24 protein-coding genes are annotated in these 22,748 nt (G+C 66.6%); 6 read left to right on the top strand and 18 right to left on the bottom strand.

What is annotated here, in order from left to right; all coding sequences use genetic code 11:
* Together ACO07I_RS26725 and ACO07I_RS26720 are read right to left on the bottom strand one after the other, a co-directional pair.
* Nucleotides 1-732, bottom strand: coding sequence for an SDR family NAD(P)-dependent oxidoreductase (locus tag ACO07I_RS26725; RefSeq protein ID WP_422012863.1), 732 nt, complete (start codon nucleotides 730-732; stop codon nucleotides 1-3).
* Nucleotides 733-734: 2 nt separating this feature from the next.
* The gene (locus ACO07I_RS26720; RefSeq protein ID WP_422012861.1) at nucleotides 735-1,580 is read right to left on the bottom strand and encodes an SDR family NAD(P)-dependent oxidoreductase; all 846 of its coding nucleotides are present in this window, start codon (nucleotides 1,578-1,580) and stop codon (nucleotides 735-737) included.
* A gap of 57 nt (nucleotides 1,581-1,637) precedes the next feature.
* Between ACO07I_RS26720 and ACO07I_RS26715 the strand changes: the two genes are divergently transcribed.
* Nucleotides 1,638-2,510, top strand: coding sequence for an S-methyl-5'-thioadenosine phosphorylase (locus ACO07I_RS26715; RefSeq protein ID WP_422012859.1), 873 nt, complete (start codon nucleotides 1,638-1,640; stop codon nucleotides 2,508-2,510).
* Nucleotides 2,511-2,513: 3 nt separating this feature from the next.
* Here the strand turns inward: ACO07I_RS26715 and ACO07I_RS26710 are convergent, their stop codons facing one another.
* Genes ACO07I_RS26710 through ACO07I_RS26700 form a run of 3 tightly spaced genes read right to left on the bottom strand, consistent with a single transcriptional unit; the run spans nucleotide 2,514 to nucleotide 5,365 of the window.
* The gene (locus ACO07I_RS26710) at nucleotides 2,514-3,269 is read right to left on the bottom strand and encodes an IclR family transcriptional regulator (RefSeq protein WP_422012857.1); all 756 of its coding nucleotides are present in this window, start codon (nucleotides 3,267-3,269) and stop codon (nucleotides 2,514-2,516) included.
* 9 nt (nucleotides 3,270-3,278) lie between these two features.
* Entirely contained in the window at nucleotides 3,279-4,262 is a 984-nt protein-coding gene (locus ACO07I_RS26705) for a Bug family tripartite tricarboxylate transporter substrate binding protein (protein ID WP_422012855.1), read from the bottom strand.
* Between the two features lie 32 nt (nucleotides 4,263-4,294).
* Nucleotides 4,295-5,365, bottom strand: a complete 1,071-nt coding sequence (locus tag ACO07I_RS26700; RefSeq protein ID WP_422012853.1) for an LLM class flavin-dependent oxidoreductase — start codon at nucleotides 5,363-5,365, stop codon at nucleotides 4,295-4,297.
* Nucleotides 5,366-5,475: 110 nt separating this feature from the next.
* Here ACO07I_RS26700 and cysQ point away from each other — a divergent pair, with 110 nt between their 5' ends.
* The 4 genes from cysQ to ACO07I_RS26680 are packed head-to-tail and all read left to right on the top strand — an operon-like array spanning nucleotide 5,476 to nucleotide 10,170.
* Nucleotides 5,476-6,273 (top strand): 3'(2'),5'-bisphosphate nucleotidase CysQ, encoded by a 798-nt coding sequence (gene cysQ / locus ACO07I_RS26695; protein WP_422012851.1) that lies wholly within the window; start codon nucleotides 5,476-5,478, stop codon nucleotides 6,271-6,273.
* The gene (locus ACO07I_RS26690; protein WP_422012849.1) at nucleotides 6,270-7,247 is read left to right on the top strand and encodes an L-threonylcarbamoyladenylate synthase; all 978 of its coding nucleotides are present in this window, start codon (nucleotides 6,270-6,272) and stop codon (nucleotides 7,245-7,247) included. Before cysQ ends, ACO07I_RS26690 begins: the two co-directional genes overlap by 4 nt.
* A gap of 23 nt (nucleotides 7,248-7,270) precedes the next feature.
* A complete protein-coding gene (locus ACO07I_RS26685) occupies nucleotides 7,271-8,740 on the top strand; it encodes an FAD-binding oxidoreductase (RefSeq protein WP_422012847.1) in 1,470 nt (489 codons plus the stop codon).
* Nucleotides 8,740-10,170, top strand: coding sequence for an FAD-binding oxidoreductase (locus ACO07I_RS26680; protein WP_422012845.1), 1,431 nt, complete (start codon nucleotides 8,740-8,742; stop codon nucleotides 10,168-10,170). Before ACO07I_RS26685 ends, ACO07I_RS26680 begins: the two co-directional genes overlap by 1 nt.
* Before the next feature lie 121 nt (nucleotides 10,171-10,291).
* Here ACO07I_RS26680 and ACO07I_RS26675 read toward each other — a convergent pair whose 3' ends face one another.
* The 6 genes from ACO07I_RS26675 to ACO07I_RS26650 form a co-directional block, all read right to left on the bottom strand.
* Nucleotides 10,292-10,588: a hypothetical protein gene (locus tag ACO07I_RS26675; protein WP_422012843.1), complete on the bottom strand. Its 297-nt coding sequence runs from the start codon at nucleotides 10,586-10,588 to the stop codon at nucleotides 10,292-10,294.
* The gene (locus tag ACO07I_RS26670) at nucleotides 10,585-11,451 is read right to left on the bottom strand and encodes an isocitrate lyase/PEP mutase family protein (RefSeq protein ID WP_422012841.1); all 867 of its coding nucleotides are present in this window, start codon (nucleotides 11,449-11,451) and stop codon (nucleotides 10,585-10,587) included. Before ACO07I_RS26670 ends, ACO07I_RS26675 begins: the two co-directional genes overlap by 4 nt.
* A gap of 112 nt (nucleotides 11,452-11,563) precedes the next feature.
* A complete protein-coding gene (locus ACO07I_RS26665; RefSeq protein ID WP_422012839.1) occupies nucleotides 11,564-12,115 on the bottom strand; it encodes a glycine zipper domain-containing protein in 552 nt (183 codons plus the stop codon).
* A complete protein-coding gene (locus ACO07I_RS26660; RefSeq protein ID WP_422012837.1) occupies nucleotides 12,112-14,004 on the bottom strand; it encodes a serine/threonine protein kinase in 1,893 nt (630 codons plus the stop codon). Before ACO07I_RS26660 ends, ACO07I_RS26665 begins: the two co-directional genes overlap by 4 nt.
* A 15-nt stretch (nucleotides 14,005-14,019) precedes the next feature.
* Entirely contained in the window at nucleotides 14,020-14,904 is an 885-nt protein-coding gene (locus tag ACO07I_RS26655) for an FHA domain-containing protein (protein WP_422012835.1), read from the bottom strand.
* Between the two features lie 154 nt (nucleotides 14,905-15,058).
* Complete coding sequence (locus ACO07I_RS26650; protein ID WP_422012833.1) at nucleotides 15,059-15,829, bottom strand: enoyl-CoA hydratase/isomerase family protein; 771 nt, start codon at nucleotides 15,827-15,829, stop codon at nucleotides 15,059-15,061.
* Between the two features lie 73 nt (nucleotides 15,830-15,902).
* Between ACO07I_RS26650 and ACO07I_RS26645 the strand changes: the two genes are divergently transcribed.
* Nucleotides 15,903-17,693 carry an acyl-CoA dehydrogenase gene (locus tag ACO07I_RS26645; RefSeq protein ID WP_422012831.1) on the top strand — a complete coding sequence of 597 codons (1,791 nt, stop codon included), beginning with the start codon at nucleotides 15,903-15,905 and terminating at the stop codon, nucleotides 17,691-17,693.
* Between the two features lie 9 nt (nucleotides 17,694-17,702).
* Here the strand turns inward: ACO07I_RS26645 and ACO07I_RS26640 are convergent, their stop codons facing one another.
* The 7 genes from ACO07I_RS26640 to secY all read right to left on the bottom strand — a co-directional run bounded on the left by ACO07I_RS26640 (nucleotide 17,703) and on the right by secY (nucleotide 22,748).
* The gene (locus ACO07I_RS26640) at nucleotides 17,703-18,167 is read right to left on the bottom strand and encodes a GNAT family N-acetyltransferase (RefSeq protein ID WP_422012829.1); all 465 of its coding nucleotides are present in this window, start codon (nucleotides 18,165-18,167) and stop codon (nucleotides 17,703-17,705) included.
* A gap of 112 nt (nucleotides 18,168-18,279) precedes the next feature.
* Nucleotides 18,280-18,702, bottom strand: coding sequence for a 50S ribosomal protein L17 (gene rplQ / locus ACO07I_RS26635; RefSeq protein WP_298314116.1), 423 nt, complete (start codon nucleotides 18,700-18,702; stop codon nucleotides 18,280-18,282).
* 21 nt (nucleotides 18,703-18,723) lie between these two features.
* A complete protein-coding gene (locus tag ACO07I_RS26630) occupies nucleotides 18,724-19,794 on the bottom strand; it encodes a DNA-directed RNA polymerase subunit alpha (RefSeq protein ID WP_422012827.1) in 1,071 nt (356 codons plus the stop codon).
* A 44-nt stretch (nucleotides 19,795-19,838) separates the two neighbouring features.
* Nucleotides 19,839-20,243: a 30S ribosomal protein S11 gene (gene rpsK, locus ACO07I_RS26625; RefSeq protein WP_216961746.1), complete on the bottom strand. Its 405-nt coding sequence runs from the start codon at nucleotides 20,241-20,243 to the stop codon at nucleotides 19,839-19,841.
* 15 nt (nucleotides 20,244-20,258) lie between these two features.
* A complete protein-coding gene (gene rpsM, locus ACO07I_RS26620) occupies nucleotides 20,259-20,636 on the bottom strand; it encodes a 30S ribosomal protein S13 (protein WP_230552260.1) in 378 nt (125 codons plus the stop codon).
* A gap of 121 nt (nucleotides 20,637-20,757) precedes the next feature.
* Nucleotides 20,758-21,408 (bottom strand): adenylate kinase, encoded by a 651-nt coding sequence (locus tag ACO07I_RS26615; RefSeq protein ID WP_422012824.1) that lies wholly within the window; start codon nucleotides 21,406-21,408, stop codon nucleotides 20,758-20,760.
* Nucleotides 21,405-22,748 carry a preprotein translocase subunit SecY gene (secY, locus tag ACO07I_RS26610; protein WP_422012822.1) on the bottom strand — a complete coding sequence of 448 codons (1,344 nt, stop codon included), beginning with the start codon at nucleotides 22,746-22,748 and terminating at the stop codon, nucleotides 21,405-21,407. Before secY ends, ACO07I_RS26615 begins: the two co-directional genes overlap by 4 nt.

Here is a 22,748-nt window from a genome sequence, read left to right as displayed (position 1 = left end):
TCAGAGGAACGACAGTCCGCCGCTCAGCGCCACCGTCTGGCCGGTCATGTAGGCATTGCCGATGACCATCAGGACGGCCTGGGCACATTCCGCCGACGTCCCGAAGCGGCCGAGGGGAATGCGGTCCGGCGACGAGGCGAGGCCGCCGCGGACCATGTCGGTCTCGATCAGCGAGGGCGCCACGGCATTGACGGTGACGCCGTCCTTCACGACCCGAGCGGCGTAGCCGCGAGTCAGTCCCTCCATGCCGGCCTTGGAGGCGTTGTAGTGCGGGCCGATGCCGCCGGCGCCGCGGGCCGCGCCCGAGGAAATGTTGACGATGCGGCCCCATTTGCGGGCCCGCATGCCGGGCAGAACGGCCTTCGTGCAAAGGAAAGCCGACTTGAGATTGACCGCGATCGTGCGGTCGAACTGCTCCTCGGTGAGATCCTCGATCCCGACCATGATTGCCAGCCCGGCATTGTTCACCAGCACGTCGACAGCGCCCAGCTCGCGCTCGACCGAGGCGATCATGCCGGCGACGGCCGCGCCGTCCGACACGTCGGCCGCGACGGCCATCGCTTTGCCGCCGGCTTTCCGGATGGTCGCCACGACCTCGTCCGCGTCGGCCGCCCGCTCGCGGTAGTTCACGGCGACGGCGGCGCCCTCATGGGCGAGCGAAAGAGCCACCGCACGCCCGATGCCACGCGACGCACCGGTCACCAGCGCGACCTTGTTGGCGAGCGAGGCCACGTTCAGATCTCGTCGACGCCGAAGGCCTGGCGCATCGCCTTCACGCCTTCCTGGTGCGGCGTCCACAACCGCCCTCCCACCAGGCCGCCATCGACCACGAGGTCATGACCATTGATGAAGGTCGAATCGTCGGAGGCCAGGAAGACGGCGGCCTTGGCAATGTCGTCGACGACACCGGCCCGCGGAATCGGCTGGTTCTTGGCCATGCTGGCCTTCATCGCCTCGGCGTAGGAGTCGGCCTTGTCCGGCGCCAGCCCCAGCGCCTTGGCGAAGATGCCGGTGGCGATGCCGCCCGGCGAGATCGAGTTCACCCGCACGTTCTTCTCGCCGAGCTGCATGGCAACGCAGACCGTCAGGTGGTTCACCGCCGCCTTTGCCGCACCGTAAATCAGCGACGTCGAATAGCCCGCCCGGCGCCCCGCGACGCTGCCATTGTTTATGATGCTGCCCGAGCCCTGCGCCATCATGAGCGGCGCGGCGTGCTTCATGCCCAGCATGACCGACCGGACGAGGGTCGCCATGGCCGCATCGAACCCCTCGACCGGGACCGTCTCGATGCCGCCAACCGGAGCCGGCCCACCGGCATTGTTGAACAGGCAGTCGACCCGGCCCCACTTGGAAAGGCAGGCGTCGAACATCCGCTTCACGTCCTCTTCGTGCGTGGCATCGGCCGCCACGAAGAGGCAGTTGTCCTTGCCGAGCGCGGCCTCGAGCGTGCGCCCGAGTTCCTCGCGCCGTCCCGTGGCGACGACCTTCGCACCCTCCGCGACGAACAGCTCGACGGTGCGCCGCCCGATGCCGCTGGTCGCGCCGGTAACAATCGTGATCTTGCCGTCGAGCTTTCCCATGGGTCTCTCCCCTTTGCCGGTCCGGAATGATACACCACCGCCAACCAGGAGAAGCATATGACGGTGTTGGGAATTCTCGGCGGCAGCGGCGTCTACGACATGGCCGGTCTCAAGAACCAGGAGTGGCGCCGGATCGCCTCCCCCTTCGGCGAGACGTCCGACGAGTTCCTGTTCGGCGTCCTCGACGGGCTCGATGTCGTCTTCGTCCCCCGCCATGGCCGCGGCCACCGCCATTCCCCCAGCTCGATCAACTACCGCGCCAATATCGACGCGCTGAAGCGGGTCGGCGTCACCGACATCCTGTCGCTCTCGGCCTGCGGCTCGCTCCGCGAGGACCTGCCGCCCGGGCACTTCGTGGTCGTCGACCAGTTCATCGATCGCACGTTCGCGCGCGAGAAGAGCTTCTTCGGCGAGGGCCTGGTCGCGCACGTCTCGATGGCGCAGCCGACTTGCAACCGCCTGGCCGAAGTCGCCTACGACTGCGCGCAGAAGGCCGGCTTCCCGATTCGCAAGGGCGGCACCTACCTCGCGATGGAAGGCCCCCAATTCTCCAGCCTAGCCGAGTCGAAGCTCTACCGGAGCTGGGGCTGCGACGTGATCGGCATGACCAACATGCCCGAGGCCAAGCTCGCCCGCGAGGCGGAGATTTGTTACGTGACCGTTGCCATGGTCACCGACTTCGATTGCTGGCATCCCGACCATGACCATGTCCAGGTCGCCGACATCGTCCGCGTGCTCCTTGAGAATGCCGAAAGAGCCAAGGCGCTGGTTGCCATGATCGCACCGCGCCTCAAGGCCGATCGCCCCATGCCCTGCCCGTCCGGCTGCGATCGCGCGCTCGAACATGCGCTCATCACCTCGCCGGCGGTTCGTTCGGCCGAGATGGTGGCCAGGCTCGATGCCGTCGCGAGCCGTGTCCTGAAGGGGTAGCCCTCAACCCGGGCGGCGGGGCGCCCCCATGAGCCGGGAGATCTCGTCCGCCGCCGCGGTCAGCCGCGGGATATAGCGGGCCATCACTTCGGGCTGGAGGCGCTCCACGGGCACGGTCAGTCCGAGCGCCGCCGTCGGGCGCCCGGCATGGTCGTAGATCACTGCGGCTGCTCCGCCCACCTGCTCACGCCACTCGCCGATATTCGTCGAGTAGCCATCGCGCCGGATCGTCTCCAGCGCCGCGAGCAGGTCGTCGCGACGATGGAGCGTGTGAGGGGTGAAGCGCTGCAGCTCCTCGGGCAATGCGCGCAGAGCCTCGGGCGACTGCATCGACAGCAGCGCCTTGCCGGTGGCGACGCAGTGCGCCGGCGTGCGCTGGCCGATCCGCGAATAGGCGCGCACCGGCTGGGTGCTCTCGACATTGTGGATCGACACGACCTCGCAGGCCGCCATGTCGAGGACCGAGAGATGGGCGGTCTCGTCGACTTCGGCCACGAGGCGCTGCATCACGGGGATTGCGACTGTCGCGACGTCGAGCCGGCTGACGACCATCGCCCCCAGTTCCCACAGCCGGGTCGTCACGGTGTAGCGCTGGTCGACCTGCATGACGTAGCCCCGGGCGGCCAGAGTCTGCAGCAGGCGGTGCACATTGCTCTTCGAAAGGCCGAGTCTCGTCGCGAGTTCGGTGACCCCAAGCGGCGTCGCGCTGGAGGCCAGGGCCTCCAGCACCGTCAATGCCTTGATGACCGTCGTATCCATGCCCAGCCGTCAGTCGAGCGAGATGTTCAGCGAGCGCACCAGCGGCGCCCAGAGCGCGCGGTCCTTCGCCATGTACTTTTCGGCTGAACCCGGCTCCTGCGGACCCGGAATCACGATTGCCAGCGGCTCGAAGCGCGCCTGCAGGACACCTGATGCCAGGATCTTGTTGATGGCGCTCTCGATTCGCGCGACCACCGCGGCCGGCGTGGCCTTGGGAACGGCGAGCGCATACCAGCCCAGTGCCTCGAAGCCGGGATAGCCGCTTTCCGCAACCGTCGGGATCGACGGCGCAACGGCCAGACGCTTCGCGCTGGTGATCGCAAGCGGCACGACCGACTTCTGCGCAATGTGCGGGAGGGCACCGGAAATCACTTCCGAGAACATCTGCACCTCATCGGCCAGAAGGGCCCGCATTGCGCCGGCGCTGCCGGGATACGGCACGTGCGTCATCTTGATGCCAGCCCGCTGGGCGAACAGCTCGGCCGCGAGATGCAGCGACGAACCGAGGCCGGATGAGGAATAGTTCACCTTGCCCGGATTGGCCTTGGCGTAGGCCACGAACTCCGACAGCGTGCTGGCCGGGAACTTCGGATTGACGATGAACACCACCGGCACCTCGGCGATGATCGAGACCATCCTGAAGTCGCGGTCGGTGTCGTAAGCCAGCCCCGTCTTCAAGAGCGGATTGAGCGTGTACGTCGTCCCCGTGCCGAGCAGCATCGTATAGCCATCGGCCGGCGCATTGGCCGTCGCCGTCGCTCCGATCGCCGTGGCCGCGCCGCCCTTGTTGTCGACGATCACCGGCTGCCCCAGCTCCTTGGCCAGCGGCTCTGCCAGCACGCGCGCCAGCAGGTCGTTCGTCGCGCCCGGCGGATAGGGCACGATCAGCTTGATCGGCTTGTCGGGATATTGCTGCGCCGACGCGGCGCCGGCGAAGCCAAGCGATAGCGCCGCGGCGCCCGCGAGAGCGGCGCAAAACTGTTTCCTGAACACGTTTCCTCCTGCTTGATTGTTTGTCTTGTGAGTCAGGCCGCTGCCGCGAGGGCGCGATCGATTTCGAGGGCGCCCGCCTTGAGACGCGGGATCAGCTCGCGGCCGAAATCCGTGACATCCCCCAGCGGATCGAAGCCGCGGATGAGGAACGATGCCACACCGAGCCGGTAGTATTTCAGCATCGCTTCCGCGACCTGCTCCGGCGTGCCGACGAGGCACGAGGTGTTGCCTTTGCCGGCGGCCGCAGCCGCGACGGGCATCCACAGACGCTCGTCATGCACATCGCCGCGCTTGGCCAGTTCGACCAACCGCTCGGCCGACTTGTCCTGCGCCTTTGTCGGCATGGTCCCGCTCGACTTGAGATCGTCGAGGATCTTCTTCGCCTTGTCCCACGCTTTACCTTCGGTCTCGGCGATGATGGGGCGGAACGAGACATTGAAGCGCGGCGTCCGCCCGAAAGGCTGGGTCATCCGGCGGAACTCGGCGATGCGCTCGCCCGTCTCCGCCAGCGGTTCGCCGAACATGGCAAAGGTATCGCAGTGCTGCGCTCCCATCTCCATCGCACCCGGTGAGGAACCACCGAAGAACAGGGCCGGATGCGGCTGCTGGAAAGGCCGCGCCTCGGAGAACACATCCCTGAACCGATAGAACTTGCCCTCGTAGTCGAAGGGTTTGGTCGAGGTCCAGACTTTGCGCATCACGTCGAGATACTCGGCGGCGCGCGCATAGCGTTCTTCCTTGGGCGAGAAGTCGCCTTCACGCTGCTGGTCGGCGTCGCTGTTGCCCACGATGATGTGAAGGGCGAGGCGACCGCCGGAAAGCTGGTCCATCGTTGCCGCCGCGCGCGCCGCGAGGGTCGGCGACACGACGCCTGGCCGGTGGGCAATCAGGTAGCGAAGCTTCTCCGTATGGGATGCCGCATAGGTCGCGACAGTGAAGCCCTCGGCGGACGAGGCGTAGTAGCCGACCAGCACATAGTCGAAACCGGCCTTCTCGTGCGTCTGCGCGAACTCACGAAGGAACGAGGGCGAGATGCCTCCCGCGATCACATGCAAGGAGGTGCCCTGAGGGGGGGCCACACCGATCATACCGATCACGTTCACGGGCATTGATTTCCTCCGTATGTTCTAAATAATGGAACGTTGTTCCAGTATTGTTGTGGGCGTGAAGTTTGCTGTCAAGGCGAAGCCCCTGCCGTCTATAAGGACCGTCCATGACCCATGCCCTGCCTCCCCTCGACGTCCTCCGCGAAACCTGCACCGCCATCGCTCAGGACGCCGCGTCCGAAATCATGCGGATCTATGCCGGCGACCACGGCGTGCGTGACAAGGACGACAAGAGCCCCGTCACCGATGCCGACCACGCCGCCGAAGCGGTCATCCTGGCCGGACTGCGCAAGCTCACGCCGGGCATCGTGATCATTGCCGAGGAGGAAATGGCGGCGGGCCGCATCCCGTCACTCGATGATGGACGGCCCTTCTGGCTGGTCGACCCGCTCGACGGCACCAAGGAATTCATCAAGAGGAACGGCGAGTTCACGGTGAACATCGCCCTCGTCGAGAACGGCCGTCCGACGCTCGGCATCGTGCTGGCTCCTGCCACCGATACGCTGTGGCGTGGCGCCAAGGGGCTGGGCGCCGACAAGCGGGAAGGCAAGGGCGCCTTCACGCCGATCCACACGCGCACGCCGCCGACTGAGGGGCTGACCGCTTGCGCGAGCCGCAGTCACGGCACCTTCAACGACCTCGACATCTGGTTCCGCAACAACGACCTGACCGTCGCCGATCGCGTCCAGGCCGGATCGTCGCTCAAGTTCTGCCTGATTGCAGAGGGCAAGGCCGACATCTATCCGCGCTTCGGGCCGACCATGGAATGGGACACCGGCGCGGCCCAGGGCGTGCTCGAGGCCGCCGGCGGAGAAGTCGTCACCGTGGACGGCAAGCCCCTGCTCTACGGCAAGCCGCGCTTCGCCAACCCCCACTTCATCGCCCGTAGCCTGGCGGCGCGATGAGCGTGGTCGAGGCGACGGCGCAGTCCATCGCCAAGGCCGCCGAGACGCTCCGCGCCGGCGGTCTCGTCGCCTTCCCAACCGAGACCGTCTATGGGCTGGGCGGCGACGCTACCAACGAGCGCGCCGTGGCGGCCATCTTCGAGGCCAAGGGGCGTCCGCAGTTCAATCCGCTTATCAGCCACGTCCTTGATGCGGCGGCGGCCCGCGCGTTCGTGCACTGGAACGACACGGCGGAGAAGCTCGCAGCCACGTTCTGGCCGGGCCCGCTCACCCTGGTCCTGCCGCGCGCCGAGGGCTCTTCCATCGCGCTTCTGGCGACCGCCGGGCTCGACACGGTGGCGATCCGCGCGCCCTCCCACCCGATTGCCCAGGCCCTGATGCGTGCCACCGGCCGGCCGATCGCCGCCCCCTCCGCCAATCGCAGCGGCGAGGTCAGTCCGACCCGCCCCGAACATGTGGCGCAGTCCCTGGGTGTGCGTGCGCCGACGATCCTGGATGGCGGCGCCTGCCTCGTCGGCGTCGAGTCCACCGTCCTCGATCTCTCGGGCGACACCCCCATCCTGCTGCGTCCCGGCGGCGCGACGCGCGAGGCGATCGAAGCCGTGATCGGCCCCATCGCGCTCAGCGACGCCATTCCGACCGGGGACGCCGCCCGCAAGTCGCCCGGCCAGCTCCACAGCCATTACGCACCGTCGCGTCCCGTCCGGCTGGAGGCGACTTCGGTATCGCCCGACGAGGGCCTGCTCGCGTTCGGCGACGCCGTGCCCCAGGGCGCCATGCTGACGATGAACCTCAGCCCGTCCGGCGATGTCGGCGAGGCGGCTGCCAACCTGTTCGCCATGATGCGGTCGCTCGACCGTCCCGGTATCGGCCGCATCGCCGTGGCACCCATTCCGCATACCGGCCTCGGGCTGGCGATCAATGACCGGCTCCGCCGCGCGGCCGCGGATGACGACTCCAACAGGCAGCGCTAGTCTGCCGTCAAAGAGAGGAAACGATGCCTGATACCGCGATCATCCCGACTATCCCGACGGCCCCCGTCACGCCCGCGATCCTCGAAGCCCTGCGCGCCATCGTGGGCGACAAGGGCCTGATCGCGGACGATCAGGGCAAGCAGCCCTTCGTCACCGACTGGCGAGGCTCCATCGTGGGCAACGCGGCCGTCGTGGTGCGTCCGGCCAATGTCGAGGAAGTCTCGAAGGTCGTGAAGCTCTGCTACGACAATGGCATCGCCATCGTGCCCCAGGCCGGCAATACCGGCCTCATGGGCGGCGCGACTCCCTGGCCCTCGCATACCGGCATCGTCCTGTCGGTCGGCCGCATGAACAAGGTGCTGAACGTCGATCCGGTCGGCTATTCGATGACCGTCGAGGCCGGCTGCGTGCTGCAGACGCTGCAGGAGACCGCAGCCAGTCACGACCGCTTCTTCCCGCTGTTCCTGGGCGCCCAGGGTTCCTGCATGATCGGCGGCAATCTCTCGACCAACGCCGGCGGTGTGCAGGTGCTGCGCTACGGCAACGCACGCAACCTCGTCATGGGCCTCGAGGTCGTGCTGCCCAACGGCGACATCTGGAACGGCCTGCGCGCGCTCAAGAAGGACAATACCGGCTACGACCTGAAGCACCTGTTCATGGGCGCCGAGGGTACGCTGGGCATCATCACCAAGGCCGTGCTGAAGCTTTGGCCGGCCTCCAAGGACGTGGCCACCGCGTGGTTGGCCATCCGCGATCCGCAGGCCGCCATCGAGATCCTGTCCGAGGCGCATGGCGCCTCGGAGGACAATGTCGGCTCGTGTGAGCTGATGAGCAGGACCTGCACCGACATGGTCCTGCGCAACATTCCCGGCACGCAGGATCCCCTGAAGGCCGACACGCAGTGGTTCCTGCTGCTGGAGTGGACCTCGGCGCGTCCGAAGGCCGAGGGCGCCGAGGGCATGTCCGAGAAGATGGAGCAGTTCCTTGCGGACCAGATGGAGGCCGGGCGCGTGCTCGACGCCGTGATCGCGCAGAGCGAGGCGCAGGCGCGCAACATGTGGGTCATCCGCGAATCGGTCGCCCCCGCCTCGCGCGCCGAGGGCCCGGGCCTGAGCTACGACATCTCGGTCTCGATCTCCAAGGTGCCGGAGTTCATCGAACGCGGTCTCAAGGCCGCCCTCGACATCCTGCCCAGCATCCGCCCCTACCCGCTCGGCCATATCGGCGACGGCAACATCCACTTCTCGTTCATGGGACCGAAGGGCATGGACCGGCCGACGCTCAGCCAGTACTCGCCCGCCATCACGCGCGCAGTAAACGACCTGGTCACGAGCCTCGACGGGTCGATCTCGGCCGAGCACGGCATCGGTATCGACAAGCTCGACGAACTTGCGCACTACCGCAGCCGGATCGAGCTCGACACGATGCGCACCATCAAGCGCGCCCTCGACCCGAAGAACATCATGAACCCCGGCAAGGTACTGCGTATCTAATGAGCGACTTCGTCGAGAAACTGCGCGCCATCGTCGGCGACAAGGGCCTGATCACCGACGAGCAGGGCAAGCATCCCTACGTCACCGACTGGCGCGAGAGCTTCGTGGGCAACGCGCTGGCCGTGGTGCGACCGGCCAATACCCAGGAAGTCGCGGACGTCGTGAGGCTCTGCGCGGCGGAGAAGGTCTCCGTGGTGCCGCAGGGGGGCAATACCGGCCTGGTCGGCGGCGGCATCCCGCAGGAGAAGGGCCGCGAGATCGTGCTGTCGCTCAACCGTATGACCCGCATCCTCGACATCGACCTGATCGGCTATACGATGACGGTCGAGGCGGGCGTCATCCTGAAGACCATCCAGGAGACGGCGGCCGCGAACGACCGGCTGTTTCCGCTCTCGCTGGCCGCCGAGGGAAGCTGCTCGATCGGCGGCAACCTCTCGACCAACGCCGGCGGCGTGCAGGTGCTGCATTACGGCAACGCCCGCCAGCTCGTGCTCGGCCTCGAGGTTGTGACGCCCCAGGGCGAGATCTGGAACGGGCTGCGCGCGCTCAAGAAGGACAATACCGGCTACGATCTGCGCGACCTCTATCTCGGCGCCGAAGGCACGCTGGGTATCATCACGCGCGCGGTGCTGAAACTCTGGCCGAAGCCCAAGGACGTCGCCACCGCCTGGATCGCCGTGCCCTCCCCCGAGGCCGCCGTCGCCCTGCTGAGCGGCGCGCATGCCGCCTCCGAGGACAATGTCACCTCCTGCGAACTGATGGGACGGCAGGGCATTGACCTCGTTCTGCAGCACATTCCCGGCGCCGCCGATCCTCTTTCGGAGAAGCATGACTGGTACGTGCTCCTCGAATGGTCTTCTACGCGCGCCCGGCGCGATGGCGAGAACCAGGGCGGCCTGCGCGAGAAGATGGAAGCCTATCTCGGCGAAGCCATGGAACAGGGCCTCGTCCTCGACGCGACCATCGCCCAGAACGAGACCCAGGCCCGCGCGCTGTGGAGCTTGCGCGAGAACCACACGGAAGCCTCCAAGAAGGAAGGCCCGTCCGTGAAGCACGATATCTCTGTCGCGGTGAGCCGCATCCCCTCCTTCGTCACCGAAGGCCTGGCGGCAATGAGGAAGGCGCTCCCCGAGGGCCGGCCGGTGACGTTCGGGCATGTCGGCGACGGCAACCTGCACTTCAACTGCCAGGCGCCGGAAGGCTGGGACAAGGCCCGCTTCCTGCCGCACGCCCGGGCGGTGACGGCCGCGATCTACGATCTGGTGGTGGGCTATGGCGGCTCGATCTCGGCCGAGCACGGCATCGGCCTGCTCAAGGTCGACGAACTCGCCCACTATCGCAGCCAGGTCGAGATCGACACGATGCGCACGATCAAGCGCGCCCTCGATCCGCTGAACCTGATGAACCCGGGAAAGATCGTCCGGGTTTAGGCGCTGTCGTCCTGAGCGGAGCGAAGGACGTCACATAGCGGCCAAAGGGTTACGTCGAGGACGGGAGATCCTTCGCTGTGCTCAGGATGACAAGAATTGAGCACGGACGCGCTTTGTCGCCCTACGGCGACGGCGTGCGGTCGTTGGTTCGGTCGACGATCTCGTATTGAACGTCGGTCACCTTGCCGTCGTGGTGGCGGGCCGGTGGTGCAGGCTCGATGTCCCGGCCGAAGAAACCAAGGATCCAGCGTTTCGCCTTGAAGGCAAACAGCAGGACCAGCCCGACCGCCGCGACGCCCGCGATCACGGCAAAGCCCAGCACGGCCAGAACGACGAAGCCGATCAGTCCAAGGATCGCCTGGATCCAGACGCGGGCCGGCAGGCGCGACAGAAGCTCGAGGAACTGCTTGCCGTTCATGTCGCCCAACGCTTCTCGAAGTCCCAGACCTCGGGAAATCCCATCAGCCCGTGGATGTCCTCGTACTGCGGCAGCGGATCGCCCACGCTGGTGCCGCTGTCCTTGAGGTGCGCAAACGACCGCCTCATCGCCTCGGCTGCGACGCTCAGACCAAGCACCGGATAAATCGCGAGATCGAAGCCCCATGTCTTCAGCCGGTCGACCTCGGCGCGCGGCGTCTTGCCGAACTCGACCATGTTGGCGAGCAACGGCTTGCTCACCTCGCGGCCGATACGCTCCAGCTCCGCCTCGCTCTCGGGTGATTCGACGAAGATGATGTCGGCCCCGGCCTCCGCGTAGAGTGTGGCGCGCCGCAGCGCTTCGTCGAGACCGTGCGCCGTGCGCGCATCCGTGCGGGCCACGATCAGCGTCTCCGCGTGCCGGCGCGAATCCGACGCGACTTTGATCTTGAGCGCCATGTCCTCGGCCGGCACGACGCGCCGCCCCGGCGTATGGCCGCATTTTTTCGGCATTTCCTGGTCTTCGATCTGGATCGCGGCGACGCCTGCCGCCTCGTAGCCCCGGATCGTGCGCTGGACGTTCAGCAGCCCGCCATAGCCCGTATCGGCATCGGCGATGAGCGGCGTCTCGACCACCGAGCAGATCATCTCGACGCGCCCCAGCATGTCGGAATAGGTGGCGAGGCCCGCATCGGGCAGGCCCAGCATCGAGGCCGTGGCGCCATAGCCCGTCATGTAGAGCGCGGGAAAGCCCATGCGGTCCGCGACGCGCGCGGAAATGCCGTCGTAGACGCCGGGCGCCAGGATGAACTCGCCCCGCGCCAGAAGCTCCCGCAATTTTGCTGCCTGTGGATTGCCTGCCATGCCTCTCTCCTCGCTCAGGAAAATGACCGAGTTGTGTCGATCCGGCCAGCCTTCCCGAACGAAAACGGCCGGCGGTCAGAAACCGCCGGCCGTTCGCGAAAATGTCGGTGGATCAGACGGAGACGGGCTTCAGTTCCTGCGAGCCGGCCGACTTGCAGAAGGTCGTGGTCTCGGTCGTGGTCTGGCCGTTCTTGGTGGCCGTCAGCTCGATCGGCCGGCAGGTGCTGCCGTCGGCGCGGCTGGTCGCCGGCGCGACCGGCTTGGCGCTCACGACGGTCGGCGGCGCCGTCGTCGCGGCCGACGAGGAGGTCTTGGTCGGCTCGACCGTATAGGTGGTCGGCACGTTGTTCTCGGCGACGAACGCGTACTGCGTGGCTTCGGCCAGACGGCGACGCTCCTGATCGTCGAGCGCTCGACCGACGAGATTGCCGGCCAGGCCGCCCACAAGCGCACCGCCGACTGCACCGCCGACGGACCCGAAGGCCAGACCGCCGACGACGCCGCCCAGCGCGGCGCCCATGACGGTGCCGGTCGTCTGGTTGTTCGGCTGACCGCGATCGTCCGTGCAGGCGGACACGAGCCCGAGGGCCGCAACGATACCCACGATCCGGACGACGATCTTCCTGCCGGAGAAGAAGGCCGTGTCAGCAGTCACTGCAGTCATCTGGTGCATCTCCTTTTGTATTCAGGAACGTTCACTCTACTCCAGAGATATTGCTTGCTGCCACGGGCATCGTCCTCCGCATCCGCATAGGAGCGCGGAGCATCGCACGAGGCCAGCAGCAGGCCGGTCCGGACCAGGACGAGCGCGAGGTCGTCGCGATCGGAGTCCGGGATGTCGGCGAGCGGATCCTTGGAGTTTCGTTTGGTGATCAGGCAGCGATACAGCGGCGTGCCATCGGTCAGCCGATCGGTCTGCCGGCAGCGCAGATTGCGCGGCTGGGCGGCCAGCGAATCGGCGGCAAGCTTGTGAAGCGCCGGATCGTCGACACTGTCGACCCCCTGCAACCGGATCTCGCCCGTGCGGTCCTTGAGACCGATCATCATCAGCGTCTTGCCGAAATGGTCGAAGTTGCCGGCAACGAACTCGATGGCCTTACGCGCCTCCTCGATCGCCTTTTGCCGGGCCGCCGCTTCCTCGGCGGCCTTGCGCTGGGCCTCGTCTTCGGCGCGCTTCTTCTCGGCGATCTCCGCCTCGACCTTGCGGCGCGTGTCTTCCTCGAACTGCCGTCGGGCCGCTTCGGCCTGGGCCTCGAGATCGGCCTTTGCCTTGGCGTCCTGCGCGGCCTTCGCTTTGGCCTCCTGATCGGCCTGGGCTTTCGCCTCCTGTTGGGCCTTCTCGGCGCGCAGCCGGTCGGCCTCCTCCGCCGCCGTACGCCGCGCCTCCTCGGCCGCTTCGGCCGCGGCGCGCGCCTTGACCATTTCCGGGTCGGGACCGCGCGTGGCCATCGCATAGTAGCCGCCGCCACCGCCCGCCAGCAGAACGACGGCCGCTATGCCGGCCCACAGGCCGGCGCGTGACTTCGGTGCTGGAGGAGGCGCCAGGGTCGATGCCGTCGTGGTCGCAGGTCCGAGAACGGACGTGCGACCGGCCGGCGCTTCCTCGGACTTGCCCATCACCATCGTGGCGTTCGCCTCGGGCGACGCCGTCATCCCGAGGATGGGACGCCAGCCGGCGATCGATTGGGGCCGGTCGCGGGCGACCACCGTCAGGCCGGCGTCGATGCCGGCGAGCAGGCCGGGCGAAAAGCCCGCCGGCGCCAGCTTGCCGAGCGGCTCGTAGGCGTCGTCCAGCATGCGATCGAAGGCGTTGGGCGGCGCCTTGCCGACGAGGGCATGATAGAGCGTGGCGGCGAGGCCGTAGATGTCGGTCCACGGCCCCTGCTTGGCCGACGTCATCTGTTCGGCCGCGGCATAGCCCGGCGTGAAGATCGCCGTCATCGCCGCCGTCCGGCCGACCATCGCTGCGCGCGAGGCGCCGAAATCGATCAAGGTGGGATTGCCGGCGGCATCGAGCAGAATGTTCGCCGGCTTGATGTCGCGATGCAGGAAGCCCGCGGCATGCACCTGCTCGAGCCCGTCCAGCAGCGGCCACACGATGCGGTCGACTTCCTCGGGCTTCAGCCTGCCGCCGCTGTTGATGCGCTCCTCGAGCGTCACGCCGCTCAGGAGCTCCATGACGATGTAGGCCGTGCCATTGGCTTCGAGGAAATCGAAGACCTGCACGATCGCCGGAACGCGATGGAGACTGGCGAGCGTGCGGCCCTCGGTGACGAATCGGTCGCGCCCCCAGCCGAAATCGTCGGCCATCTTGGTCGTGCGCGGCAGCACCGTGGACCCGTCCTGACGCACTGCCAGTGCCGACGGCAGGTATTCCTTGATCGCGACCTCGCGGCCGAGTTGCACGTCGCGGGCGCGATAGGTGATTCCGAACCCGCCCTGCCCCAGCACGGAAACGATTTCATACCGGCCGATCAGTTGCCCCGCCTTCAGCGACACATAGTCGACCTCGGGCGGCGGCGTGGCGCCGGAAAGGGTCGTGGGCTCGTTCATGGGCGGAGCACGCCGCTAGGTGTGATGGACGACCAGCTCGACATCGCCGAGCCGCAACTTCGAACCCGCCTGCAGGGCCGTCGGCGCCCCCGACTTGAGCACCGTGCCGTTGACCGCGGTGCCGTTGGTGGAGCCTAGATCCTCGACCTGCAGCGCCTCGCCGGCGAGGCTCAGCCGCGCATGCCGGCGCGACACGGTGGGGTGCGGCACGACGAGCTCGCATTGGTCGGCGGCGCGACCGATGCACATGCCTTGCGCCTGGCCAACCAGCTTCTCCATCGACACTTCGAACGCGTGCTTGCGGCCGGCCGAATCCGGACCCTCGAATCGCAAGGTGATCTGCGGCACCATGCGCGTCGTCGTGCCGGGAGCGATGAGCTTCGCGGGGCGCACATGAAATACCTGCACCGAACGACTGACGTTCTTCAGCTGATGCTCGCCGCCGTCGTGGAAGGCGTATTCGGTGCGCAATTCGACGAGATCGCGGACGGCACGCGAGACGGCGATGCCGCCAGGTTCGGCGAGCGTCTGGATGCGCGCCGCCAGGTTCACACCGTCACCGAAGATGTTCTGGTCCTCGTCGTCGATGATGACTTCACCGAGATGGACGCCGACGCGAAACAGCATGCGCTGTTCCTCGCTGAGCGCTTCGTTGAAGTGCGCCATGCGCTCCTGGATGTCGATCGCGGCCGCGACCGCCGATACGGCTGAGCCGAACTCCGCCAGCATGGCATCCCCCGCCGTACCGACCAGCCGGCCGCGTCCGGCATCGATGGCCGGACGCCAGACTTCGATCTGGGCAGACTTGAGATGACGGAATGTTCGCGTCTCGGCGCCCTCCATCATCCGGGTGAACCCGGCGAGGTCGGCATGGACGATGGCGGCTAGGCGGCGTTGCATGGTCTCATCGGTTCGGCGGCCCTATCCCGATCTGCCGCCCGGCGGAAAGATACCCTGCCAGACGGCCGTCGGCACGGCCAGATACTGCCGGCATCCTGCATTGAATCGCGGCAATCTTGGGACAACCGGCGCGATCATGTGCCGGCGTCGGCTTTCAACGCCCCTTGAAGGTCGGGGTCCGGCGCTCGCCGAGTGCCGTCAGCCCCTCCTTGAGATCCTCGGAATTCGCGCAGGCCCGCTGGGTCTGGCGGATCGAAGGCATGTCGGGCGCCGCCTGGGCGAACTGCTCGATCGCCCGCTTCATGCCCGACATCGACAGCGGCGCGAGGCCGGCCAGGCGCGCAGCCTTCTCGGCAACCTTGTCCTTGAACTCCGCGCGCTCGACCAGCCAGTCGAGATAGCCGACGGCCAGCAGCTCCGTGTCGTGGAAATCCTCCGACAGCAGGAAGGCACGCTTGGCGAAGCTCGGGCTCACCTTCTGTGTGTAGCGGCGCAGCCCGCTCGGATAGTAATGGAGTCCGAAACGCGCCGCCGGCATGAAGAAGCGCATGCCCTTGACGCCGAGGCGGAAGTCGCAGGCCAGCGCCAGGTCGGTGGCGCCGCCATACACGCCGCCGTTCAGCGCACACAGGGTCGGCATACGCATCGCCTCGATGCGATCCATGACGACTTCGAAGGTGTTGTCGCCGCCCTCGTCCTTGCGCTCCCCGGCCGGGATCGAGCCGAGGTCGTATCCGGAGCAGAAGGTCTTGTCGCCAGCGCCGGTGATCACCGTGACGCGCACGGCGGAATCGGCATCGGCCTTTTCGACCGCTTCGCGCAGCAGCTTCAGCCCCGCGGGGTCGAGGCGATTGTGCTTGGCGGGATCGTTCAGCGTGATGGTGGCGATGGGGCCGTCGATCGACAGCAGGACTGAGTTTGTCATGTGGCGACCAAAATAGCCGAGCCGGTCGCCAAAAGCGACCGAGCGCGGCATATTGCGGCCCGGAGGAATTCACATGACTTACACTGCCCCGCTGGCCGACATGCGTTTCGCCCTGCGCGAAGTGGCCGGCCTTGCCGGCGTCGCCGCGCTGCCCGGTTACGAACATGCGACGGACGACACGATCGACGCAGTGCTCGAGGAAGCCGGGAAGCTGGCCGGCAACGGTCTCGCCCCGCTCAACCGCGAGGGCGACAAGGTCGGCGCCAGGCTCGAGAACGGTGTGGTCCGCACCGCGCCGGGATTCGCCGGCATCTACAAGGAATTCGTCGAGGGCGGCTGGAACTCCCTGCCCTTCGATCCGGAATTCGGCGGCCAGGGCATGCCGTGGCTGCTCGCGACCGCCGTGCAGGAGATGTGGCAGGCCGCCAACATGGGCTTCGGCCTGGTGCTGCTGCTGAATCAGGGCGCGATCGATGCGATCCACCATCACGGGTCGGACGAGCAGAAGGCTGCCTATCTCCCCAAGATGATCTCCGGCGAATGGACCGGGACGATGAACCTCACCGAGCCGCAGGCCGGCTCCGACCTCGGCCAGCTCAAGAGCCGGGCGGTCAAGAACGGCGACCACTATCTGGTCAGCGGGCAAAAAATCTACATCACCTATGGCGAGCACGACATGGCCGAGAACATCGTCCACCTCGTGCTGGCCCGCACGCCCGACGCGCCCGCGGGTGTCCGCGGCATCTCGCTGTTCATCGTGCCGAAGTACCTGCCGGACGCGGATGGCAAGCCGGGGAAGCGTAACGACCTTCGCTGCGTATCGCTGGAGCACAAGCTTGGCATCCATGCGAGCCCGACCTGCGTGATGTCGTTCGGCGACGATGGCGGTGCGGTCGGCTATCTCATCGGCGAGGAAGGCCGCGGCCTCTCCTACATGTTCACCATGATGAACAACGCTCGCCTCTCGGTCGGCATTCAGGGCCTGGCCATCGCCGAGCGCGCCTATCAGCAGGCGGCCGCCTTCGCGCGCACCCGCGTCCAGTCGAAGGACGACGGCTCCGCCAAGCCCGACTCTGTGGCAATCGTCCATCACGCCGACGTGCGCCGCATGCTGATGAGCATGCGCGCCCAGATCGAGGCCATGCGGGCGCTGGGCTACTACACCGCCGCCGGCATCGACGGCGCGCTGAAACAGCCCGACAAGGCGGCCGGCCGCAAGATCCAGGACCGGGTCGATCTGCTGATCCCGATCGTGAAGGCCTGGTTCACCGACCTGGGCAACGAGATCGCCTCCACGGGCGTGCAGATCCACGGCGGCATGGGCTTCATCGAGGACACCGGCGCGGCGCAGCACCTGCGCGACGCCCGCATCCTGCCGATCTATGAAGGCACCAACGGCATCCAGGCGCGCGACCTGGTGGGCCGCAAGGTCGCCAAGGACGGCGGGGAGACCATGCTGGCGCTGGTCGCCGAGATGCGCGCCACGGCCGAAGAGATGAAGGCCGCTCCCGGCGACGATATCGAGGCGATCCGCACCGGCCTCGTGGCCGCGGCGGATGCCTTGGAGGACGCGACCAAGTGGGTCGCCCAGTCGGTCAAGACCGAGCTGGTGAACGCGCTGGCAGGCTCGGTGCCCTTCCTGCGCCTCGCCGGCACGGCCCTGGGCGGCTGGCTGCTGGCCCGCAGCGCCCTGGTCGCCCAGACACGGCTGGGCCAGCGCGACGGCGACCCCGCCTTCCTCGAGGCCAAGCTGGTGACGGCCCGCTTTTACGCCGAAGTGATCCTGCCGCCGGCGCTCGCCCAGCTCGGCCCGCTCAAGGCGGCGGGGCGGACCGTCTTCGTGCTCTCGGAAGAGCAGTTCTAGCGACGGCCGCTACAGCCGCTTCACCATGTGGACGCGCGTGTGCAGGTCCTTCCCGTGGTCGGGCGGGCCGCGATGGACGATCTCGAAGCCATGGCTGCCATAGAGCTTGATGAGGTGATCCATCATCTCGGCCGTGACGAGCGACACGGCGCGGTCGCCCCGCTCGCGAGCGACTTCGTCGAGCCGCTGAAGCAGCCAGCGCCCGAGGCCTGTCCCCTGCTTCGACGGATCGACGGCGAGCCTGTCGAGGAAGAGTTCCGCCGGCCGCCGCTCGGTGGCGGCAACGCCAACGACCCGGCCGCCCTCGTCTGCGACGAACACGTCGCCCCGTTCGATCGAGGCCGGCAGCCACTTGTAGTAGTCCGCTGGAATCTCGCGCCCGAGCTTGGCGAGATAGGGCGTGAACGCGGCGCGCAGGACTCGGTCGGCGTCGGCGCATTCCGATGATTGGGCGGTCCTGAAGATAAAGCTCATGCCGCAGCTTACCCTCCCGCTGGGGGCGCGCCACGGCGTGGCACGCCCCCGGCAATGAAAAACGCCCGCTCTCTCGAGCGGGCGTTCTCAATTCGGTGAGACGAAAGCGGCCTTACGCCGCTTCCTGCTGCTCTGCCTGGTCGGCCGACGGGCCGCTGTCCTGGCCCTTGGCCGAGGTGTCACGCTCGACGAACTCGATCACGGCCATCTCGGCCGCGTCGCCGAAGCGGTAGCCGGCCTTCAGCACGCGCAGGTAGCCGCCGTTGCGCGTGGAGTAGCGCGGGCCAAGCGTGGTGAAGAGCTTGTCGGCGATGTAGGGATCGCGCAGGAAGCCGATCGCCTGACGACGCGCATGCAGGCCGCCGCGCTTGCCGAGGGTGACCAGCTTCTCGACGATCGGACGCAGGTCCTTCGCCTTGTGCAGCGTGGTCGTGATCTGCTCGTGCTTGATGAGAGCACCCGCGAGATTCATGAACATCGCCTTGCGATGCTCAGCCGTGCGGTGGAACTTCCGGCCGCGATTATTGTGACGCATGACTTCTTTCCTTCTGCCGGCCTAGTACGGCTCTTCCAGCCGCTTGGCCATTTCCTCAATGTTGTCCGGCGGCCAACCGGGAATTTCCATTCCCAGATGGAGGCCCATGCCGGCCAGCACTTCCTTGATCTCGTTCAGCGACTTGCGGCCGAAGTTCGGCGTACGCAGCATCTCCGCCTCGGTCTTCTGAACCAGATCGCCGATGTAGATGATGTTGTCGTTCTTCAGGCAGTTCGCCGAGCGGACCGACAGTTCGAGCTCGTCGACCTTGCGCAGCAGGTTGCGGTTGAACGGGAAGTCGTCCTGCTGCTCTTCCCTGCGGACCTCGCGCGGCTCCTCGAAATTAATGAAGAGCTGCAGCTGGTCCTGCAGGATGCGCGCGGCGAGCGCCACGGCGTCCGCCGGCATCGTCGTGCCGTTGGTCTCGACCGTCATCGACAGACGATCGTAGTCGGTAACCTGACCGACGCGGCTGTTCTCGATCTTGTAGGAAACGCGCTTGACCGGGCTGAACACCGAATCGATCGGGATCAGGCCGATCGGCGCATCCTCGGGACGGTTCGCCGACGCCGGCACATAGCCCTTGCCCGTGGCGACCATGAGTTCCATCGAGATCGAGGCCCCATCGTCGAGCGTGCAGATCAGATGCTTGGCGTCCATGATCTGAACGTCGCCCGGCAGTTCGATCATGCCGGCGGTGACCTCGCCGGGACCGACGGCGCGGAGATAAAGACGCTGCGGGCGATCGCCCTGCATCTTCACAGCCATCGCCTTGATGTTCAGGACGATGTCCACCACATCCTCGCGGACGCCGGGAATCGATGAGAATTCGTGCAGCACGTTGTCGATCTTGATCGACGTCACGGCCGCGCCCTGGAGAGACGACAACAGGACGCGCCGCAGCGCATTGCCGAGAGTGAGACCGAAACCCCGCTCGAGCGGCTCGGCGACGATGGTCGCAGTGCGACCCGGATCGACGCCGGCTTCGGTGACAAGCTTCTCCGGCTTGATCAGGTCCTGCCAGTTCTTCTGAAGCACGTGGGCTACCCCTCTAGACCGGTTCAAGCGAGCCCCTCGGGACTCGCCATACATTCCCCATGAGCGGGCGGCGCCGACGGCGCCGCCTCCACTCGAAATCAGACGCGGCGGCGCTTCGGCGGCCGGCAGCCATTGTGCGGGATCGGCGTCACGTCGCGGATCGACGTCACGGCCAGGCCCACCGCCTGCAGGGCCCGCAGAGCCGACTCACGACCCGAACCCGGGCCGCGGACCAGGATCTCGATCGTGCGCATGCCGTGTTCCATCGCCTTGCGGCCGGCGCCTTCGGCGGCCATCTGCGCGGCGAACGGAGTCGACTTGCGCGATCCCTTGAAACCCTGCTGCCCGGACGACGACCAGGCAATCGCGTTGCCCTGGGCATCGGTGATGGTGACGATGGTGTTGTTGAACGAGGCGTTCACATGCGCGACGCCGGCGATGATGTTCTTGCGTTCCTTGCGACGGGGACGCGCGGCGCCGGTGGCGGCTGCAGCTTTGGCCATGTCCGTGATCCCTTCTTACTTCGTCACTTTTTTCTTGCCGGCGATCGGCTTGGCCGGACCCTTGCGGGTGCGCGCATTGGTATGGGTGCGCTGGCCGTGGACCGGCAGACCGCGACGATGACGCAGGCCGCGATAGCAGGCGAGATCCATCAGACGCTTGATGTTCATCGCCACTTCGCGCCGCAGGTCACCCTCGACCGTATAGTCACGGTCGATGGTTTCGCGGATGCGGATGACCTCGTCGTCGCTCAGCGTATTCACGCGGCGCGACTCGTCGATCCCAACTTTTCCACAGATCTCCTTGGCTTTCGCCGCACCGATCCCGTGGATGTACTGAAGCCCGATCACGACACGCTTGGCGGTCGGAATGTTCACACCGGCTATACGAGCCAAAGTCCCAACTCCTTCAAAGACTTATGGCGCGCTCGCGCGCGCCCGTCACATGTTCCGCTGGCCCCGGAAAAGCGCGCGATTATATGTATCCGCACTCCCGAGTCAATGGAACTCACCCTTGTCAAGTCCCCGCCAGAACTCCCGTGATCTGGCGGTAAACCTCGTCCATCGCGGCCATCCCGTCGACCTTCCGCAGCACCCCCCGGGCGCTGTAGTAGGGCAACAAAGGCTCGGTCTGAGCCCTGTAGGCAGCCATGCGAGTCTTCATGGTCTCTGCATTATCGTCCTTGCGGCGGGTGAACTCTGTCGACCCGCAGACGTCGCAGACCCCATCGACCTTAGGCCGCTTGAACTTGTCGTGGTAGCCCGCCCCGCACTTGGCACAGGAGAACCGGCCGACGATGCGCTCGGTCAGCGCCTTCTCGTCGACTTCCATCTCGATCACCCGGTCGAGCTCCTTGCCCGACTCGGCCAGCATCTTGTCCAACGCCTTGGCTTGCGCCTCCGTGCGCGGGAACCCATCCAGGATGAAACCCTTGGCGCAGTCGGGCTGGGCGATGCGATCGCGGATCAGGCCCACCATCAGCTCGTCAGGAACGAGTTCACCCCGCTCCATGATGCCCTTGGCCTTCTGGCCGAGCTCGCTGCCCGAAGCGACCGCGGCTCTCAGCATGTCGCCGGTGGAGAGCTGGACCAGCCCCCGCTCCTGCTGCAGCCGCTGGGCCTGGGTCCCTTTGCCGGCGCCCGGCGGTCCGAGAAGTATGATGTTCATCGGCCCTTGCCCCGCAGCCGGGCCTTCTTGATGAGGCCCTCATATTGGTGGGCGAGCAGATGCGCCTGCACCTGCGTCACCGTATCGAGCGTGACCGAAACCACGATCAGGAGGCTGGTGCCGCCGAAGTAGAAGGGCACGCCGCCGCGGGCGATCAGCAGTTCCGGCAGGATACAGACGGCGGAAAGATAGAGCGCACCGATCACCGTGAGACGGTTGAGGATGTACTCGAGATACTCAGCCGTGTTCTTGCCGGGGCGGATACCGGGAATGAAGCCGCCATTCTTCTTCAGATTGTCGGCCGTGTCGGTCGGATTGAACACGACGGTCGTGTAGAAGAAGCAGAAGAAGACGATCAGGCCGATATAGGCGATCAGATAGGCTGGCTGGCCGTGCCCGAGATGGGTCGCGAACCACTGGATCCAGCCCGGCTCGCCCGTCCCCTGGAAAGACGCGATGGTTGCCGGGAACAGCAGCAGCGACGACGCGAAGATCGGCGGAATGACGCCGGCCGTGTTGATCTTCAGCGGCAGGTGCGAGGCCTCGCCGCCATACATGCGGTTGCCGACCTGGCGCTTGGGATACTGCACGACGATGCGTCTTTGCGCCGTCTCGACGAAGACCACCACCGCCACGACCAGAACGATACCGATGATCAGCGCGATGATGAACAGCGCCGACAGGGCACCGGTGCGGCCGAGTTCGAGCGTCTGGACCAGGGCATCCGGGAGGGCCGCCACGATACCGGCGAAGATGATCAGGGACACGCCGTTGCCGACGCCCCGCGCCGTGATCTGCTCGCCCAGCCACATCAGGAACAGCGTGCCGCCGACCAGGGTGACGATGGTGACGAACCGGAAGAAAATACCGGGATCGATCACGACCGGCCCCGCGGAGGCCACCTGGCTCTCCAGTCCGACCGCGATGCCGTAGGCCTGGAAGGTCGCCAGGATCACCGTTCCGTACCGGGTATATTGGTTGATCTTCTTGCGGCCGGCCTCGCCTTCCTTCTTCAGCGCCTCCAGCGACGGCACGACCGTCGTCAGGATCTGCATGATGATGGAGGCCGAGATGTACGGCATGATGCTGAGCGCCAGCACCGACATACGGCCGATCGAGCCACCCGAAAACACGTCAAGCAGGCCGGCAATGCCGCCGGCGTTCTGCTTGAATATCTCGGCCAGCGCCGCCGGATCCACGCCCGGAACCGGAATATAGGCGCCGACGCGGAAGACGACGAGCGCGGCCACGGTGAACCACAGCCGCTTCTTGAGCTCGGTCGCCCTACCGATCGAACCCCAGTTTAGGTTAGATGCAAGTTGCTCGGCGGCGGATGCCAT

The sequence above is a fragment of the Reyranella sp. genome (assembly GCF_965227665.1).
Taxonomy (GTDB): Bacteria; Pseudomonadota; Alphaproteobacteria; order Reyranellales; family Reyranellaceae; genus Reyranella.
Note: the sequence above shows the minus strand (reverse complement) of the source record. Positions and strands in the feature narration are given on the sequence as shown.